Origin of the sequence: Pseudomonas sp. IT-P171, from assembly GCF_949767765.1 — a bacterium.
Taxonomy (GTDB): domain Bacteria; phylum Pseudomonadota; class Gammaproteobacteria; order Pseudomonadales; family Pseudomonadaceae; genus Aquipseudomonas; species Aquipseudomonas fluorescens_B.
Genome location: NZ_CATKQN010000022.1, coordinates 76485 through 95055 on the forward strand (window position 1 = coordinate 76485; position 18571 = coordinate 95055).

Genomic DNA, 18571 nt, shown 5'->3' on the forward strand with positions numbered 1-18571 from the left:
GAACGGGGCACACGCACAAAACGGGGCGATGCAACTTTGGAATGATTTCGGGAGGCCTTGGCCCCCGGTCAACCACAGCGTTTTTAAAAGTACTCACTGCCATAACAATAATGCACATGGAGTAGCGTCGATGACATCAGTAAACCAGTTCTGGCGCCGGGCTAAACTGCCCCTGGCTGTCAGTCTTGCCTCTTCGCTCGCCGGGCCCGCATTCGGCGTCAGTTTCAACGTTGGTGAAATCGAAGGCAGCTTCGACTCGTCCCTGTCCGTTGGTGCCAGTTGGTCCACTGCCAAACCCAACAGCGACTTGATCGGGGTTAACAACGGCGGTAAGGGGTTGTCGCAAACCTCCGATGATGGCCACTTGAACTTCAAGCGCGGTGAAACGTTTTCGAAGATTTTCAAGGGCATCCATGACTTGGAACTGAAGTATGGCGATACCGGTGTCTTTGTACGTGGCAAGTACTGGTATGACTTTGAACTCAAGGACGAAAGTCGTCTGTTCAAGGATGTCAGCGATCACAACCGCAAGGAAGGCGCCAAGTCCTCCGGCGGGCAGATTCTCGACGCTTTCGTCTACCACAACTATTCCATTGCCGATCAGCCAGGTTCTGTGCGTCTAGGCAAGCAAGTAGTGAGCTGGGGTGAAAGCACCTTTATCGGCAACGGCATCAACTCGATCAACCCGATCGACGTATCGGCATTCCGCCGTCCAGGTGCCGAAATCAAGGAAGGGCTGATTCCGGTCAACATGTTCTACGTGTCCCAGACCCTGACCGAGAACCTGTCGGCAGAAGCCTTCTACCAGTTGGAATGGGACCAGTCGGTTGTCGATAACTGCGGTACGTTCTTCTCCCAGCCGGATGTGGTCGCTGATGGCTGCACCGATAACCTGCGGTTGCTGTCCAAGCGTTCGTACTTGGCCACTGTGCCTGGCGCACTGCCGGGGCTGGCTCGGTTCGGACTCGACATCAATGATGAGGGTGTGTTGGTCAAACGCGGCCCTGATCGTGACGCGCGCGACAGCGGCCAGTTTGGTGCAGCGTTCCATTATGTATTCGAGCCGCTGGACACCGAGTTCGGCGCCTACTTCATGAACTACCACAGCCGTGCACCGATTTTCAGTGCCACGGGTGCACCCGCTTCCGCCTACACCAGCGCAGTGACATTTCTGCCCGGCGCTGCAGCGAGCTTACGTCCTCTGGCCATCGCCGGTAACTCCCAATACTTTATCGAGTACCCGGAAGATATCCGCCTGTATGGCTTGAGCTTTTCCACCACCTTGCCTACAGGCACGGCCTGGAGCGGTGAAGTCAGCTACCGCCCGAACGCGCCTGTACAACTCAATACCACCGATATCCTCTATTCGGGCGTCACCCCGTTACCAGGTCTGAGTGGCGCTTCGCCGCTGAAAGGGACTCCAGGTCAGGATCAGCATGGTTATCGCCGCAAGGAAGTTACCCAATTCCAGACGACCCTGACTCACTTCTTCGACCAGGTCATGGGCGCCAGCCGTCTTACCCTGGTGGGTGAACTGGGCGTTACCCATGTTGGTGGTCTGGAGAGTGGCGATGAAGCCCGTTATGGTCGTGACCCTGTTTACGGACCTGGCGAAGGTCCTTTGTGCGCGACCCTCAACGCGGGGACCATCCAGGGCGCCGGCGTAGGTGCGGACAGAAGCAACCTCACTTCCAATTGCAACAACGAAGGCTTTACTACCGCCACTTCCTGGGGGTATCGCGGTCGTGCAATCTGGGAATACAACGACGTGTTTGCCGGTGTGAACCTCAAACCCAACGTCGCCTGGTCCCATGACGTCGAAGGCTATTCGCCTGGCCCTGGTGGCAACTTCGAAGAAGGCCGTAAGGCAGTGAGCCTGGGTCTCGATGCCGAGTACCAGAACACCTACACCGCGAGCCTGGCCTACACCAACTTCTTTGGTGGCGACTACACCACTGTGGATGACCGCGACTTCGTTGCGCTCAGCTTCGGCGTGAACTTCTAAGCACTGCATTTTCAGGACGAACACACCTATGAAAACAACAAAGAGTCTGTTCCACGCTGGATTTCTGGGGCTAACGCTGCTGGCGACCAGCGTCATGGCAGCGGTCCCTGCGGCCGAAGCGGACAAGTTGGGCAAGAGTCTGACGCCGATGGGCGCCGAGATGGCCGGCAATGCCGACGGTTCGATTCCGGCCTGGAAGCCGTTGCCGAAAAACGCTGGCGCTGTCGACAGCAAGGGTTTCCTGTCCGACCCGTACGCCAGTGAAAAACCGCTGTTCACCATCACGGCGCAAAACGTCGACCAGTACAAGGACAAGCTTGCTCCGGGCCAGTACGCGATGTTCAAGCGCTACCCGGAAACCTTCAAGATGCCGGTCTACCCGTCCCATCGCGGCGCGACCGTGCCGGATGACGTGTTCGCGGCCATCAAGAAAAACGCCACTGCCACGGAACTGGTGTCCGGCGGCAACGGGCTGAAAAACTTCGAGACAGCCGTACCGTTCCCGATTCCAAAGACCGGCATCGAGGTTATCTGGAACCACATCACCCGCTACCGCGGTGGCAGCGTGACCCGTCTGGTGACTCAGGCCACGCCGCAGCCGAACGGTTCGTACAGCCTGGTGTACTTCCAGGACCAGTTCGTGTTCCGCGACAAGATGAAGGATTACGATCCGGCGAACCCGGGCAACATCCTGTTCTACTTCAAGCAGGAAGTGACCGCGCCGGCGCGTCTGGCCGGTGGTGTGCTGCTGGTGCACGAAACCCTCGACCAGGTGGCGGAACCTCGTTCGGCGTGGGTCTACAACGCCGGTCAACGTCGCGTGCGTCGTGCGCCACAAGTGTCCTATGACGGGCCGGGTACTGCGGCAGACGGCTTGCGTACCTCTGACAACCTGGACATGTACAACGGTGCACCGGATCGTTACGACTGGAAACTCGAAGGCAAGAAGGAGATGTACATCGCCTCCGACAGCTACAAACTCGACGATCCGAAGCTGAAGTACAGCGACATCATCAAGGCCGGTCACATCAACCAGGACCTGGCTCGTTACGAGCTGCGTCGGGTCTGGCATGTCGTGGCAACCTTGAAAGAAGGTCAGCGTCACATCTACGCCAAGCGTGACTTCTACATCGACGAAGACACCTGGCAAGCAGCGGTCATCGATCACTACGACGGTCGTAACCAACTGTGGCGAGTGGCGGAAGCTCACTCCCAGAACTACTACAACGTTCAAGTGCCGTGGTACACCCTGGAAACCCTGTACGACCTGCAGTCCGGTCGTTACCTGGCACTCGGTATGAAGAACGAAGAGAAGTCGGCGTATAACTTCGGCTTCACCGCCACGACCAGCGACTTCACACCGGCGGCATTGCGTCAGTCCGGGGTTCGATAAGCTGAACTGAACTGAGGCCGCATCCTCGAAAAAAAGCCCCGACTGGTTCGGGGCTTTTTTTTGCGTGTAGACTTTTTGTAGCCATTTGTAGCAATAACCTTCAATACCTCTTCGTTTACCGCTAGTCTGCGGACATCTGCAACGCCGCCAACAGCATTTCAAACAAGAGCCGGCCATGACTGATCTGTCCCCACTCCCGGGCCCCGCAAGCGTTGCCGTCGCGACACTGGACGGCCGTTTCTTTCGGCCACCGCTGCCTGACGGGCACGTGCTGCGGCCTCGTTTATGCGAGCGTCTGAGTGCCGGCCTTGGTGGCAGGCTGTTGCTGGTCAGCGCACCGGCGGGGTTTGGCAAGAGTTCGCTGGCGGTAGAGTTCTGCCAAGGGCTGCCAGCTCACTGGCAAAGTCTGTGGCTGGGGTTGAGTCCGCGAGACAACGACCCCGGCCGATTTCTCGAGCGGTTGCTCGAAGGCCTTCAGGATTTTTTCCCGCAATTGGGCAGGCAGTCCCTGGGCCTGTTGAAAATGCGTCAGCGGCATCAGCCGTTTGCCTTCGAAGAATGGCTGGACGGTTTGCTCGACGAGTTGGCCGTGCATTTGTTGCCGACGGCGCCACTGCTGCTGGTACTCGATGATTACCATCTGGCCCAGGGGCCGGTGCTCGATCGTTGCCTGCAATTTTTCCTCAATCATCTTCCCGACGGCTTGCTGGTGATGGTCACCAGTCGCCAGCGTCCGGACTGGCATCTGGCACGCCTGCGCCTGTCGCGGCAATTGCTCGAGTTGCATGAACAGGATCTGCGCCTGACCCACGACGAAGCCTTGACCCTGCTCGATCGACACAGCACCTCCCTGCGCGGCGAAGCGCTGGAGAGCCTGATCCAGCGCAGCGAGGGCTGGGTCGCTGGCTTGCGTTTCTGGTTGCTGGCGGCTTCCGAAGCCGGCTCCGAAGGCGCGTTGCCCCAGTCCCTGCACGGTGGGGAAGGGCTGATTCGCGATTACCTGCTCGAAGAAGTCATCGATTGCCTGCCCGCCGAGGTGCAGGCATTTCTGTATGACACAGCGCCTCAGGAGCGTTTTTGCAGCGAACTGTGCGACGCCGTTCGCGAGGCGCATGACAGTGCCGAGATCCTGGGTTTTCTGCTCGCGCATCAGGTATTCCTGGTACCGCTGGACGAACACGGTCACTGGTATCGTTATCACCACCTGTTTTCCGACCTGCTGCGCACCCGGCCTACCCGTCAGGCAATGGTGCCGGCGGCCAGCCTGCACCTGCGCGCCTGTCGCTGGTTCAATGCCCAGGGCCTGCTCGATGAAGCGGTGGAACAGGCGTTGCGCGCCGGGCACCTGGACGTGGCGGCCAACCTGGTACAGAACCTTTCCGAAGAACAGCTGCTGGCCGAACAGAACGTCGGCATGTTGCTGCGCTGGAAAATGGACTTGCCCGACAGCCTGCTGATCAGCACGCCACGCTTGATCGTGCTCTACAGCTGGGCGCTGGGGCTGGCCTGTCAGCTGGATGCCGCCGAGGAGCTGGCCAGTCACCTGAGCCGCTTCCTGCCGGCGCCGTCGGCCACTGCGCAGAAGTCCATGCTGGCGCAATGGCTGGCCTTGAGCGGGATCATTGCGCGCGGTCGCGGCAATCGCGAATTGACGCTGCTGTATTGCACCGAAGCGCTGGAGAGTCTGCCGTCCAAGCGTTACGGCCAGCGCCTGATGTGCCTTTCAACCCTGTCCAACCTGGCCATTGCCGACGGCGACTTATGGCGGGCGCGCGGCCTGAACCGTGATTCCCTGGAGCTGGCGCAACGGGTGGGCAATCCATTGTTCGAAGCGTTGGCCCATTACGATCGCGCCCGGGTGCTGCAGGCGCGAGGGGAAATCCTGCGTTCGCTGGATGAGGTGCGCCAAGGGCTGCAACGACTGCAAGGTCTGTCGCCGCAACGACTCTATGCCGTACGCGCCCGGCTGACATTGTACGAGGGGTTTCTGCTGGCCCTGCGCCTGCAACCGCAGGCGGCGCAGGTGCGCTTGCAGGCGGGGTTGACTGAAGCTCGTGCCTGCCGGGACATCAGCGTACTGATCGGCCACTGCGTGATCGCCAGGCTCGAAGGCAGCAGCGGTGAATTCGCCAAGGCGTTTGCCGAACTCGCCGAAGCCGAACGGCTGATGCACATCTGGGACGTACCGCCGATCTACTACCTGGCGATGATCACCCTGGTCAAATGCGAACTCTGGCTGGCTCAGGGCCGTACCGATCTGGCGGAGGCCTGGCTGGCGCGACTGGGCCAGACCTACAACGGCGAAAAGCCGGCGGCGCCTCCGGAGTTCCATCCGCAACTGCCGCTGCATATCGAGTTGCAACAGGCCTTGCTGGAGGTCATTCAGGCGCAACCGATGCTGGCCGAGGGGCGATTGAACGCGTTGCTCGAGCATGGTCAGCAATCCGGTCGGCAGTTGCTCAGTGTGATGGCCCTGACACAGAAAACCGAACTGCTCCTTGCGCACAACCGTGAGCCTGAAGCCCGTCAAGCCTTCGCTCAGTCCCTGGAAGCGGCCAGCGGCGGCGCGTTGCAGCCTTTTGACGGTTTGTTGAACAGATACCCTGACTGGGTTCGCGAGCAGCTGCAGAACTGCGCAAAAGCGGCGGTTTCGCAGAGCCTTTCAGAACGGCTCCCCCTTGTCGCTGCACGCATTGCCCCGGAACCCTCACAATCCTGCGAACAGCTCAGCTCCCGCGAACTGTCAGTTCTGAAACTCATTGCCCAAGGCTGCTCGAACCAGGAAATCAGCGACCAGCTGTTTATTTCCCTGCACACGGTTAAAACCCATGCCAGCCACATCAACAGCAAACTCGGGGTTGAGCGTCGCACGCAGGCGGTGGCTCGGGCGAAGGCGTTGGGCGTTTTGGGCTGACGTCGTTTGTCGATACACATGGCGGTAAAGGGCGGGATGCCAATGTGTGCGAAAATCCCCTGTCCCTGTTTATCGAGCATGCCCCGATGTCCCAACTACCGACCCTCATCCGCGAAACTTTCCCAGTCGGCCCGTTGCAGTGCAACTGCACGATCATCGGCGATCCGGTCACGAAAAAGGCCATCGTGGTCGATCCGGGTGGTAATCACGAGCTGATCCTGGCTCGGCTCGACGCCTTGGGCCTGAAGGTAGTCAGCATCATTCACACCCACGCGCACCTGGATCATTTCCTGGCTTCCGGTCAGTTGAAGGAAAAAACCGGCGCGACCTTGCATCTGCACAAGGAAGATCAGTTCCTCTGGGACAATCTGGAGATGCAATGCCAGATGTTCGGTGTGCCTTATACCCCGGTTCCATCCCCCGATCGCTGGTTGTCTGATGATGAAGAACTGGCCTGCGGCTGCGGCGTGGCATTGCATACGCCCGGTCACACGCCGGGGTCCATGAGCTTCTGGTTTTCAGAGGCCAAGCTGCTGATTGCCGGTGACACGCTGTTTCGTCGCGGGGTAGGGCGCACGGATTTGTGGGGTGGCGATCAGGCGACCATCGTGCGTTCGATCAAGCAACGGCTGTATACGCTTGATGAGGACGCGACAGTGGTGACGGGGCACGGGCCGGACACGCGCCTGGGCGATGAAATGCGTGACAACCCTTTTGTGCGGGCCTGACGGTAGCCGATGGAATTTTCGCCGCCCGAAATGATCCAAAGCCCGCTAAGGCCGATGCCTTGTTCCGTTGCACCCTAGAATGCAGAAAGTAGGAGCTCTTCATGTTCACCAAGCAGCGTTTGATTATTGTCGCTACGGCTGTGGCTTTGCTGTCGGGCTGTGCCTCGCCTAATCCTTACGACAATCAGGGCCAGGCCGACGGTGGTTCCACGGGCATGAGCAAAACCGCGAAGTACGGTGGCCTCGGTGCTCTGGCAGGCGCATTGGCCGGTGCCGCCATTGACCACAACAACCGAGGCAAGGGGGCGCTGATTGGTGCCGCCGTGGTGGGGGCTTCCGCTGCCGGTTACGGTTACTACGCCGACCAGCAAGAGAAAAAGCTGCGCGCGAGCATGGCCAATACCGGCGTCGAAGTGCAGCGCCAGGGCGATCAGATCAAGCTGATCATGCCTGGCAATATCACGTTCGCTACCGATTCGGCGAACATCGCCTCAAGCTTCTATCAGCCGCTGAACAACCTGGCAGGCTCGCTCAAGGAGTTCAACCAGAACCAGATCGAGATCGTCGGCTACACCGACAGCACCGGCAGCCGTCAGCACAACATGGACCTGTCCCAGCGTCGCGCCCAGAGCGTGGCAACCTACCTGACGTCGCAAGGCGTGAGCGGTGCGAACCTGTCGGCACGGGGTGCCGGTCCGGACAATCCGGTTGCCAGCAACGCTGACGTCAATGGCCGGGCGCAGAACCGTCGGGTCGAGGTCAACCTGAAGGCCATTCCGGGTCAGCAGTATGGTGGTCAGCAGCAAGGTACTGTTCAACAGTATCCATAATCGTCTGACTGAACCCCAGGCGTAAAAAAACCGCCCGATTCTCAACAGATCGGGCGGTTTTTTTGTGTGGGAGCTGCCGCAGGCTGCGATCTTTTGATCTTGCTTCTAAAAAAATCAAAAGCCCTCGTTGCACTCGACAGCTCCTACCGGAGGCCGCCCGTTTCAGCGAAGAGCTCATCGGAAATAAAAGCCCCCGGACAATCACTCATCCGGGGGCTTTTTCATGTCGCGTGAAACCTGATTACTTCTTCAGGCCGTAATGCTCATCGAGCATGCCCGGCGCGTTCGGGGCTTTGGGGGCGTAATCGCGAGGCGGCTCCTGATTGCGCGGCGGCGTCAGGCGCTCCCGTGGGGCGGCTGCCGCGTCGGCGTGCAGCGAGGCCAGCAGGCGTTGGCGGGTCTGCTCGTCCAGGGCCAGGCGATTGGCACCCTCGGCGAGATGATCCTGCACTTCCTGATAGCTCTGAGTCAGTTTCTTGACCAGGGTTGCAGTGCTGTTGAAGTGGGTGACCACTTCGTTCTGATAACTGTCGAAACGTTCCTGAATGTCTTCCAGCTGACGTTGTGTGCTGCTCGGCGCGGCGTTGGGCACCAGGCGAGCGATCAGGAAACCAATGGCGACACCCACAACCAGGGCAAGAGTCGGCAACAACCAAACTAAGAGCGAGTGTTCCACGAGTCCTTCCTCTATAAACGGCTTTGCTTTACGTTAACGGCTCGAACCTGCGCTGTATACCGCGATTCACTCGCAATACATCGGCACAGACAATTTGCTAGACGAGTCGACCCGATTCGAGGTCACGGAGTTCCTTCCTTGCTTATGCGCGAAACCCCTGTAGTGATTGATGGCCCGGTCGGCCAACTGGAAGCGCTTTACCTGAACAATGAAGCACCTCGCGGCATTGCGCTGATCTGCCACCCGAACCCGGTGCAGGGAGGCACGATGCTCAACAAAGTGGTCTCGACCCTGCAGCGCACCGCGCGCGATGCCGGTTTGGTTACTTTGCGTTTCAATTACCGTGGCGTCGGTGCCAGCGAAGGCACGCACGACATGGGCACCGGCGAAGTCGACGATGCTCAGGCGGCGGCCGAATGGCTGCGGGCCGAGCATCCTGATTTGCCGCTGACGCTGTTCGGTTTCTCCTTCGGCGGATTTGTTGCAGCCAGTCTCGGCGGACGCCTGGAAGCGAAGGGCGAGCAGCTCAAGCATGTGTTCATGATTGCGCCTGCGGTCATGCGTCTGGGAGATCAGGATCAACTGCCGCAGCATGGCGAGCTGACCCTGATCCAGCCGGAAACCGACGAAGTCATCGATCCGCAACTTGTCTACGACTGGTCCTCGAAACTCGAGCGCCCCCATGAGCTGCTGAAAGTGGCAGAATGCGGACACTTTTTTCATGGCAAGCTGACTGATCTCAAGGATCTGATCCTGCCGCGTCTTTCGAATTGATTGCAGTCTGACAAGCGATTACCCATGACGACTCGTACCCGTATTCTCACCGGCATCACCACCACCGGCACGCCGCACTTGGGCAACTACGCCGGCGCCATCCGCCCGGCGATCCTTGCCAGCCGCGACAGCAATGCCGATTCGTTCTACTTCCTGGCCGACTACCACGCCCTGATCAAATGCGATGACCCGCTGCGCATCCAGCGCTCGCGTCTGGAAATCGCCGCGACCTGGCTGGCCGGTGGCCTGGATGTGGACCGCGTGACGTTCTATCGTCAGTCCGACATCCCGGAAATCCCCGAGCTGACCTGGCTGCTGACCTGCGTCGCCGCCAAGGGGCTGCTCAACCGCGCACACGCCTACAAGGCCTCGGTGGACAAGAACGTCGAAACCGGCGAAGACCCGGATGCCGGCATCACCATGGGCCTGTACAGCTATCCGGTGCTGATGGCCGCAGACATTCTGATGTTCAACGCCCACAAGGTGCCGGTCGGTCGTGACCAGATCCAGCACGTGGAAATGGCCCGGGACATCGGCCAGCGCTTCAACCACCTGTTCGGCCAGGGCAAAGAATTCTTCACCATGCCCGAGGCGCTGATCGAAGAAAGCGTCGCCACGCTGCCAGGCCTCGACGGTCGCAAGATGTCGAAGAGCTACGACAACACCATCCCGTTGTTCAGCAGCGCCAAGGAAATGAAGGACGCCATCTCGCGGATCGTCACCGACTCCCGCGCGCCGGGCGAAGCCAAAGATCCGGACAATTCGCACCTGTTCACGCTGTTCCAGGCCTTCGCCACCCCGGCGCAGTCCGACGAATTCCGCAGCGAACTGTTGCAGGGGCTGGGTTGGGGCGAGGCGAAGAATCGCCTGTTCCAGCTGCTCGACAGCGAATTGGGCGAGTCCCGTGAGCGTTATCACCAGCTGATCGAGCGCCCGGCGGATCTGGAAGACATCCTGCAAGTCGGTGCCAAAAAGGCTCGCTCGGTGGCGACACCGTTCCTCCACGAACTGCGTGAAGCGGTGGGCCTGCGTTCTTTCGTTGCTCAGACTCAGGTCGCGGCGACCACCAAGAAGAAAGCCGCAAAAGCCGCGCGTTTTGTCAGCTTCCGTGAAGACGACGGCAGCTTCCGCTTCCGTCTGCTGGCGGCCGATGGAGAGCAATTGCTGCTGTCGCGCAACTTCGCCGATGGTAAAACCGCCGGTCAGGTGACCAAGCAACTGCAAGCGGGCCAGCCATTGGACGTGCGCAGCGAAGACTTGAGCTTCAGTGTCTGGCTGGAAGGCGAGTGCGTTGCCGATAGCCCGGCCTTCGCCGACAGTGCCGCTCGCGACGTCGCCATCGACGCCCTGCGGATTGCGCTGACACCGGTTCAGGAATAATCGACGGCTCGGCCCGACCAAGGGCTGATTGCCATTCCTGCGGGCCGTCGCTACAGTGACGGCCCGTTTTTGTTGCCTTGCTAACGAATTATGACGCCCCTAGAACGATATCAAGCTGATCTGAAACGCCCGGAATTCTTCCATGACGCCGCGCAGGAAACTGCCGTGCGCCATTTGCAGCGCCTGTACGACGATCTGGTCGCCGCCTCGCAGAGCAAACCGGGCCTGCTCGGCAAGCTGTTCGGCAAGAAAGAGCAGGCGCCGGTCAAGGGCCTGTATTTCTGGGGTGGCGTAGGCCGCGGCAAGACCTACCTGGTCGACACCTTCTTCGAAGCGTTGCCGTTCAAGGAAAAGACCCGCACTCACTTCCACCGCTTCATGAAGCGCGTGCACGAAGAGATGAAGACCCTCGGCGGCGAGAAAAACCCGCTGACCATCATCGCCAAGCGCTTCTCCGACGAGTCGCGAGTGATCTGTTTCGATGAGTTCTTCGTCTCCGACATTACCGACGCGATGATCCTCGGTACGTTGATGGAAGAGCTGTTCAAGAACGGCGTGACCCTGGTCGCGACGTCCAACATCGTGCCGGACGGCCTGTACAAGGACGGCCTGCAACGCGCACGCTTCCTGCCGGCCATCGCGCTGATCAAGCAGAACACCGAAATCGTCAACGTCGACAGCGGCGTCGATTACCGCCTGCGTCACCTCGAGCAAGCGGAGCTGTTCCACTTCCCGCTCGACGAAGCGTCCCACGAAAGCCTGCGCAAGAGCTTCCGCGCCCTGACGCCGGAATGCACGGCAGCCATCGAGAACGATGTGCTGATGATCGAGAACCGCGAGATACGTGCCTTGCGCACCTGCGATGACGTGGCCTGGTTCGACTTCCGCGAACTGTGTGACGGTCCGCGCAGCCAGAACGATTACATCGAACTGGGCAAGATCTTCCACGCCGTGTTGCTCAGCGGTGTCGAGCAGATGAGCGTCACCACCGACGACATCGCCCGACGCTTCATCAACATGGTCGATGAGTTCTACGACCGTAACGTGAAGTTGATCATTTCCGCGGAGGTCGAGCTCAAAGACCTCTACACCGGCGGTCGCCTGAACTTCGAGTTCCAGCGTACCCTCAGCCGACTGCTGGAAATGCAGTCCCACGAATTCCTGTCCCGGGCGCATAAGCCGTAGGGCGTTTCGGAAAATAAAAAAAGGCCTGCTGATGCAGGCCCTTTTTTTGTGCGCTGTCTGCTCACCACAATTTCTGGGAACGAGCCTGCGCCATAGAATTTCCCACAGGGGGGAGTATCAGATTTCCCAGAGATAACTCGTCAGTTGATGCTGCCGCTGGCAACCAACGAGCAACCACAACAAAATTCGGGCTTTGCGAGGGCAAAGCAATCCAGCCATCAACGCGCCTTTACGGATCAAGTCCATCTCGCCGCCAATAAAACCGTAGGTGGATCGCGCGGTAGAACCGGACCCTGTCCGGGTTGCAATGATGACAGGAATTTTTTGGGCGATAGTTTCGATCACATCAGACCAGTTTCCGGGAACATGCCCTGCACCAAATCCTGCGATTACAAGCCCGTCGTATCCGAGGTCGAGGATGTTGTTCAGGACAAGGGTGTCCGCAGAAAGCGAGACTTCCAGCAGGGCGATTTTCTGCGTTGTTTGCTGCGGCAGCGGCAAGATGTTCCGCTGGGTTGGCGGGCGCATATATCGGACGCTGTTCTCAATGAGCATGCCGGCAGGACCGACGATGGGCGAGGAAAACGCCTGCAACGCCAATGAGTCGGTTTTTCGGACGGCGCTCGCGGCGTGAATCTGCCCGTTCATGACCACTTGAACGCCTCGCCGACGGCTGTCTGCAGCCAGTGCTACCCGGCACGCATCCAACAGATTCGCGGGACCATCAGCCCCCGCCTGGGCCGCTGAACGCATGGCGCCGGTCAGGACCAACGGTTCATCGCAGTCCCACAAATAGTCGAAAAAGGTGGCCGTTTCTTCGAGGGTATCCGAGCCTTGGGTAATGACAACTCCGACGGCACCTTGCTTGATCTGGAATTTTGCCCAGGACAGGACGCTCAGCAAGAATTCGAAATCCAGTGATGCGCTGGGCATAAGCCCGAGTGTTTCAACGTTGACCCGTGCCAGTGTCGTCAGTTCCGGTACCGAATTCAGCAGCGTTTCGCCGGTGAGTGTGGGAATAACACCTTCGCCGGCGTTCCTGGCTTGCATGCTTACGGTGCCGCCGAGCGTCGCGATGGCCAGTTCGGGTAAGTCCATGTGCTACCTCGCTTGAGCTTGAAGAGGTTGGCTGTACCGCGTCCGCGCTACAGCCGAGTGGCTTGGGGTTAGTGGGTCATCAGGAAACCGATGAATGGAATGATCAGCAGCGTACTGATGGCCATGGACAGAACGTTGCCGATGAAACCATGCATGTCCGCCGGCAACCGCCTGGCAATCGCCCACGCCAGAGGCGGCGCAATCAAGGCCCCCAGCAGTGCGCTCATGACGATGACCTGCCAGCTGCCGCCGTACGTCAGCAGCGCCGCCGGCACCACCGACACCAGCGGAACGTAGGTGGGATACCAGCCATACGATATCCAGTGCCGACGCCAGATCAGTACACCCAGCGCTGAGGTCAGTGCTTGTGCACCAATCAACTGGGGCAGCAGCTGCGAACCGTAGACCGGACTCAACGGGTTAAGCGTGAACGCCAGCAAGGCGCCCAGAATCAGGCCGAGGCTCGCCCATTCGTTGCCAAAAAATGGCGCTTCCGAAAAGTCCGCCAAGACTCGGCGCATACTCCAGATCACTCCGTAGTCAGGCGTTTTGGTGGCGGTGGGTTCGGGCGCTGGGTCGCATGGATTTGTAGATGGCTCTGACTTCACCAGGCTTGGCAGATAACGGCAGAGCAGAAAGGCCAGCACGCTGGCGACCGCCATGCCCGAGACATTACCAATCACCACGGGCAGTCCCAGCGGGTTGCACAGGTAATTGACCATCAGCAGACACATCGGAGTGACGAGCATGGCCCCCATGATTGCGCCGTTGACCGTGACCTTCCAGCCACCGCCAAACATCAGCACCATTGCTGCCGGCAGTGAAACGAAGGCGGCGAAGGTGGGTTGCCAGCTAGTGGCGGTTACCGTCCAGCCCCAAAGCAGGTTGCTCAGCAGTAGCCCAAGCAATGAACTGGTGACCAGCCACGGCCATAATCCGCTGCCGTACGAGATGGCAAAACCTTGCCAGGATCTTCCGGTCCGATTCGCCCAGTAGGCCAGATAGGCGCCAGCCAACAGCCCGATAGAGGCGAACTCGTGCTTGTAGAACGCCACTTCGCTGATGTCTCCGAGCACCCAGCGTAACCAGGCACTTGGTTCGGGAAGACCTGAAAGCAAATCGCCGTAACCGGGCCAATGAGCGGACCAGGCAGTACGGTGGGTGAATGAAAGCCAGGTCGCCAGCAGTAGCGTGCCGATAATCAGCAGGATGATCGCCGTGTCGAATGGCGATCGGTGGGCAAGTCGTTTTTTCTGGGTTGTGGTTTGCATGAGTCAACCCCCCTGTCAGCGCGGGAGGCACGAATGCTGGCGGTAACCGAGCATCTGATCGTAGAGATCGGCTCGGCGATCGCGATGCAGATCGTTCAGGTTGTTCCAGATGGGTGCGCTGCGGGCGCTGGTCAGGTCGATATCGGCAAACAGGATTTCTTGTTGGTCCGCCGAGGCGACAGTGCCGATCGGCCAGCCATTGGTTCCGGCAATCAGCGAGCAACCCAGATAACGAGCCCCTCGTTCTTCGCCGATTCGGCTGGCCGCGGCGATAAACACGTTGTTTACATGCGCAGCGGTCATTGTCAGATACGAAGCCATGCACTTGCCGGCGTCATCGAACAGAGGTGGTGGCGTCCAGACCCAGTTGTTCAGGCTGCAAATGATATCCGCCCCTTGCTGACTCAGAATTCGCGGCACCTCCGGAAACCAGATATCCCAACAGATCAACAACCCGATACGGCCGATCGGTGTATCGAAAACCGGAAAACCCAGATCGCCCGGTGTGAACCACAGTTTTTCCAGGTTCCACAAATGAGCCTTTCGGTATTTGCCGATGAGTCCTTCCGGCCCTACCAGGACGCCGGTGTTGAACAGCTGCATGCCGTCGCGCTCGGCGAGACCGGCTACGAGGTAAACGCTGTGCTGGCGGGCGAATTCCATCCAGGCTTGCAGGCTTGCACCTCCGGGAATCGCCTCCGAGTGATCGAACGCATCCTGTCTACTGCTGAAGTAATACCCGGTGCTTGAGAGTTCAGGCAGGACGATGAGATTCGCTCCGCCGTTTACAGCTTCCAGCGCCAGTTGCAGGCTGCGATGCAGATTTCCTTCACGATTCTTCACGCCGACCTGAGGGTCGAATTGCACGACTGCTACACGAACAGGGCTTATTGGCTCACTCATTGTTGATGACCTCTTTTTATAGTTATTCACGCTGTTTAATTGCGTGTTTATAAGAGGTGAATCAGCAGATCGGCGTAAGTCAGCCACTTCCGTTTAGGTTGTAGTCCGGATCCTAATCAGACCCGTTCGTGGCTCCTGCAAGTGATCAGGCCCTGACGTTGTAGTGTGGATAGTCGCTCAAGGAAAACCCTCCATTGAAGGTCGCAGACGTTTTGTTGCAGATGTGAATGACCGCATCAACGGCGCCTCGGAAACAAGGCTCCGTCCAGCCGGCATCGACTGAAAATGACTCTCCGGACAAATACAGGCCTGAAACATGCGCGAAGTCTCTGTTGTATTTCATCAGGCCTACGGCGTCGTAGTAGGTGCCGGGCCGGTACAACTTTGCACAGCCCAGGGCATTTTTGTCGGTCATCCAGCGTTGGACCACTGCTTGATCAAGCCCGATGTAGGGAGAGATTTTTTCCTGGATGTTGGCGGCGTTCATAAGGATTCGGTCCAGCTCTTTGGCGCATGTGCTTACCAGTTCCTTGTCCGTAAATGAGGCCAGCTTGGTGGCGTCGTCCTCCCATGTGTAACTCAACAGGATGCAGTCATAGCTGTAGGTATCGTTGTAGCGATAGGTGTAGACGTCGTGGATAAAACTGTCGGTGACGATGGCTTGCGGGATTTTTCCGTTTTTCGAAAGAAAAGATTTCTTCAGCGGTGCGAAGACTTTGCAGCTGGTTTCCCAATGCGCCGTTTTATAGGCATCGATCGTTTCGAAAGGCAGCATGTGTGGCGTGAAGTTTTCAAGCTTGATCCGGGTTTCGATCAACCAGGAAGGAAGGGTCATGATGACCGAATCAAAGTCCTCGAACTGTTCCTGGGAGTGCTCGTCTTGGCTGTGTTTCCAGTCGTAGCAGACGCGTATTTTTTGATCGGGCAGTTTTTTGAGTTTTGTGACGGACGAATCCGTCAGCAAACCGCTGCCCCGTTCACTGCAATGATCGTAGAAAGATTTTCCGGTTTCCGCGGTTTTCATGAACAGCAGACATTCGTCCAGAGCAGCGAGTCCGATGTAACGGGGGCCGTCGAAAGTCAGCCCTTTTGAATCAAATACGGCTTTGCTCTGCAGATAGGGTGACGCCAACGGATCGCCCTGAGCATCCACCCGGCCATGGATCAGTTGCAACTGGCTGCTGAACCCGAAAATCGCAGTACGCAGGGGATAAAGGGAGCAGACATCATAAAACGCTCCCCAACTGCCATCGCCGATGCCGATGGCATAGAAAATGGCCGACTCTTGCGCGGACATGCCCATTCCGCCGAAGTCTCCCGGCGATCGTTCATCCCAATCTTCAAGGGGCGCCATGCTCACGAGGTCGCGAAATGAAATGTTTTGGTACTTTTCGACGATCGCGTCCCACATGCCTTCCCATTCCTGGCTGGCGTAGACCTCTGCGACGTGCCGAGTCATGCGATCGGCAAAGGTTTTCCACTTGGCATAAACCTTTTGCAGTTCATCGCCGGGAGGTGGTGTCTGGCCATCTTCATTCTTCCAGATAAGCATTTGCGGAGTTTGACCGTCGCCCATGCTGCCCTCTCGCAGATAAATTCCGGTCGAGGTCACCCATTGGCTTCCGGGATTGGCGAAATCCGAAAATGCCAAATCAAACGTCTTCGCGTAGTAGGCCATCAGCGAGCGGCCGTCTGTCGGCGGTTCGTCTGCCCTGTTGAAGAAAGGCATGCGCATTGCGCCCATTTCAAAGGGGGTGTGGCTCATCGAGGAGCGCTGGCTTCCAGCAACGGTCAGGTGCCGGCCGCCAATTCTCCTGGATTGTTCAATGAGGGTGATATCGGTAAAGCCGCAACGATAGAGTTCTCTGGCGGCAGTAAGCCCGGTGACACCTGCGCCGATGATGCAGATCTTATGGTGCGGGGTGGTGGCTTTGGCGATGCCGTTTTCCTGTTCGACCAATGCTCGATAGTCGAAGCAGAGGTCTGGGGGATTTGGAAAACGTGCCGTCCATTTGGCGTCAGTCGAGCGCTTTGTTCGAGCGGCAGTCTTGGTCGCGTGTGCCGGGTATTCGTAGCTTGATCCGATGGTCACTGTTGATCCTCCCTGATGTTGAAAGCAGGGAAGGATGCTGGGACTTTTCAGGGGTTGTGTCTGTGAGCCTGATCGGTGGCTTTGTCGTTCTTTATTCAGCAATTTGCGTAGGAAAATGCATGGCCAACTCCCTGCACATGCAAGGTCCACAGTGGGAGCGAGCTCCCACATGTGTTTAATGTCGAGCGTTTAAGCCGCCTGCTGAAACTGCTGCCGATACTGGTTCGGAGACAATTCCGTGTGCTGGCGGAACAGTCGTGCGAAGAAACTCGCGTCGTCATATCCGACTTCATAACTGATGGTCTTGATGCTTTTGCGGCTGCCGGACAGCAAGCCCTTTGCCGTTTCAATGCGCAGGCGTTGCAGGTAATGCAGCGGCTTGTCGCCGGTGGCGGTCTGGAAGCGGCGCATGAAGTTGCGGATGCTCATGCCGTGCTCGCGCGCGACGTCTTCGAAGCGGAACTTGTCGGCGAAATGTTCTTCGAGCCAGTGCTGGATCTGCAGGATGATCACGTCCTGGTGCAGCTTCTGCCCGCCGAAACCGATGCGTCCCGGCGAATAGCTGCGCTGCACTTCATAAAGAATGTCGCGAGCCACGGCCTGGGCCACGTTGGCGCCGCAGAAGCGCTCGATCAGGTAGATATAGAGATCGCACGCCGAGGTCGTACCGCCAGCACAATACAGGTTGTCGGCGTCGGTCAGGTGCTTGTCCTGCTTGAGGTGAACCTTCGGGAAACGCTCGGCAAACGCATTGAAGAAGCGCCAGTAGGTGGTCGCTTCCTTGCCATTGAGCAGCCCGGCTTCGGCGAGCCAGAACACCCCCGTGGCCTCGCCACAAAGTACCGCGCCGCGAGCATGTTGCTGGCGCAGCCACGGCAGGACCTGTGGGTAACGTTGGCAAAGGGTTTCGAAATCGTCCCAGAACGCCGGGAGGATGATGACGTCGGCGTTTTCCAGGCCGCCGTCCACCGGCATGATCACATCGCTGAAGCTGTTCACCGGTTTGCCATCGGGGCTGACCAGCCGCGTTTCGAACGCCGGTGTCAGGCCCTGGCCCAGTTGTTTGCCGTAGCGCAGGCTGGCCAGGTGGAAGAAATCCTTGGCTTGCATGAGGGTGGAAGCGAAAACCCGGTCGATAGCCAGGATGCTGACGCGCCGCAAGGGCGTGGAGACTTGGTTAGACATAATTCAACTTTATTCTTATAGGGGAAAGTGGTCACCAGACGGCTGGATCGTCTTATTTTTTGTCGGATGTGTCCAGTGTCCTGTATCGGATGCGGGGCTTAGTCTCTGAAGGTCAATTCCTTCTAACAATAACGACA

At 58.6% G+C, this 18571-nt stretch carries 14 protein-coding genes; 8 read left to right on the forward strand and 6 right to left on the reverse strand.

From position 1 onward, the window contains the following. Positions 1-130 precede the first annotated feature (130 nt). The 5 genes from ACM6I5_RS15420 to ACM6I5_RS15440 all read left to right on the forward strand — a co-directional run bounded on the left by ACM6I5_RS15420 (position 131) and on the right by ACM6I5_RS15440 (position 7870). Positions 131-2005 carry a DUF1302 domain-containing protein gene (locus ACM6I5_RS15420; protein WP_414884179.1) on the forward strand — a complete coding sequence of 625 codons (1875 nt, stop codon included), beginning with the start codon at positions 131-133 and terminating at the stop codon, positions 2003-2005. A 28-nt stretch (positions 2006-2033) separates the two neighbouring features. Beyond that, on the forward strand, positions 2034-3398 hold the full coding sequence (locus ACM6I5_RS15425; RefSeq protein ID WP_017340712.1) for a DUF1329 domain-containing protein: 1365 nt from the start codon (positions 2034-2036) through the stop codon (positions 3396-3398). A gap of 175 nt (positions 3399-3573) precedes the next feature. Then, complete coding sequence (locus ACM6I5_RS15430; protein WP_414884180.1) at positions 3574-6312, forward strand: LuxR C-terminal-related transcriptional regulator; 2739 nt, start codon at positions 3574-3576, stop codon at positions 6310-6312. Between the two features lie 86 nt (positions 6313-6398). Next, complete coding sequence (locus ACM6I5_RS15435) at positions 6399-7040, forward strand: MBL fold metallo-hydrolase (protein ID WP_017340710.1); 642 nt, start codon at positions 6399-6401, stop codon at positions 7038-7040. Positions 7041-7141: 101 nt separating this feature from the next. Beyond that, positions 7142-7870 (forward strand): OmpA family protein, encoded by a 729-nt coding sequence (locus ACM6I5_RS15440; RefSeq protein ID WP_017340709.1) that lies wholly within the window; start codon positions 7142-7144, stop codon positions 7868-7870. Between the two features lie 241 nt (positions 7871-8111). Here the strand turns inward: ACM6I5_RS15440 and ACM6I5_RS15445 are convergent, their stop codons facing one another. After that, entirely contained in the window at positions 8112-8546 is a 435-nt protein-coding gene (locus ACM6I5_RS15445) for a YhcB family protein (protein ID WP_017340708.1), read from the reverse strand. A gap of 144 nt (positions 8547-8690) precedes the next feature. Between ACM6I5_RS15445 and ACM6I5_RS15450 the strand changes: the two genes are divergently transcribed. The 3 genes from ACM6I5_RS15450 to zapE all read left to right on the forward strand — a co-directional run bounded on the left by ACM6I5_RS15450 (position 8691) and on the right by zapE (position 11885). Then, complete coding sequence (locus ACM6I5_RS15450) at positions 8691-9320, forward strand: alpha/beta hydrolase (RefSeq protein WP_414884181.1); 630 nt, start codon at positions 8691-8693, stop codon at positions 9318-9320. Between the two features lie 24 nt (positions 9321-9344). After that, on the forward strand, positions 9345-10700 hold the full coding sequence (locus tag ACM6I5_RS15455) for a tryptophan--tRNA ligase (protein WP_150654043.1): 1356 nt from the start codon (positions 9345-9347) through the stop codon (positions 10698-10700). Positions 10701-10790: 90 nt separating this feature from the next. Continuing rightward, on the forward strand, positions 10791-11885 hold the full coding sequence (gene zapE / locus ACM6I5_RS15460; RefSeq protein ID WP_017340705.1) for a cell division protein ZapE: 1095 nt from the start codon (positions 10791-10793) through the stop codon (positions 11883-11885). Positions 11886-12002: 117 nt separating this feature from the next. Here zapE and ACM6I5_RS15465 read toward each other — a convergent pair whose 3' ends face one another. From ACM6I5_RS15465 to ACM6I5_RS15485, 5 genes are all read right to left on the reverse strand, one after another. Next, a complete protein-coding gene (locus ACM6I5_RS15465) occupies positions 12003-12983 on the reverse strand; it encodes an asparaginase (protein WP_414884182.1) in 981 nt (326 codons plus the stop codon). A gap of 68 nt (positions 12984-13051) precedes the next feature. Then, on the reverse strand, positions 13052-14254 hold the full coding sequence (locus ACM6I5_RS15470) for a hypothetical protein (RefSeq protein ID WP_414884183.1): 1203 nt from the start codon (positions 14252-14254) through the stop codon (positions 13052-13054). Positions 14255-14269: 15 nt separating this feature from the next. Further along, positions 14270-15157, reverse strand: coding sequence for a nitrilase family protein (locus ACM6I5_RS15475; protein WP_031319114.1), 888 nt, complete (start codon positions 15155-15157; stop codon positions 14270-14272). Positions 15158-15302: 145 nt separating this feature from the next. Continuing rightward, positions 15303-17249 carry an FAD-dependent oxidoreductase gene (locus ACM6I5_RS15480; protein WP_414884184.1) on the reverse strand — a complete coding sequence of 649 codons (1947 nt, stop codon included), beginning with the start codon at positions 17247-17249 and terminating at the stop codon, positions 15303-15305. A gap of 189 nt (positions 17250-17438) precedes the next feature. Continuing rightward, on the reverse strand, positions 17439-18335 hold the full coding sequence (locus ACM6I5_RS15485; RefSeq protein WP_193393041.1) for a GlxA family transcriptional regulator: 897 nt from the start codon (positions 18333-18335) through the stop codon (positions 17439-17441). Positions 18336-18571: the final 236 nt, after the last annotated feature.